We start from the raw sequence: 547 nt of genomic DNA on the forward strand, positions 1-547 counted from the left end.
TACATTGAGCGTTAACAACAGCGCCATGAGGCCGTGAAAAAGAAAAAAGACGGCAACAGCCGCCGTCCGCCACCAACGAGGCGGGGCGGCGAAAAAGAAAAGCATGATGAACCCGACGAGGGCGTAGGGGATTAAAATATCGCCAAACCAAAGGCCAAACGCATGAGCAATGCCGATCCCAAGCAAAAGAAAGAAGCGGCGCAACAGAATCGGAATCGGCCGCTTTCCGCGGCTGCTGATCCGGCGGAACATGGTCATCGCCCCGAACCCGAATAAAAACGCAAACAACGGATAGGCGCTCGCTTCAAACAATACGTCGACGACCGCGTCCAAAACTCGGTCAAAAGCACCGCCCTTGACGCTTTCGTTGTATAACGCTGGCGAGGAAACATAACGCATGTTGACAAGCAAAATGCCGAGCAAGGCGAATCCACGCAACACATCCGCCGCAGCGATTCGCTCGGTCGATCTGATCATCGCTTTCTCCCTTCTTTCTACTGCCTAGTCGTCTGCGCAATCGGCGGCGCCTTACCGTCTTGCCGGCACG

General features: G+C 55.0%; 1 protein-coding gene. It reads right to left on the reverse strand.

Annotated elements, in window-relative coordinates:
* On the reverse strand, positions 1 to 477 hold a 477-nt coding region (locus tag U1T56_RS24465), incomplete at its 3' end, for a DUF418 domain-containing protein (RefSeq protein ID WP_418162080.1).
* Positions 478 to 547 lie beyond the last annotated feature (70 nt).

This window comes from Benzoatithermus flavus (assembly GCF_037908215.1).
Lineage (GTDB): Bacteria > Pseudomonadota > Alphaproteobacteria > Geminicoccales > Geminicoccaceae > Benzoatithermus > Benzoatithermus flavus.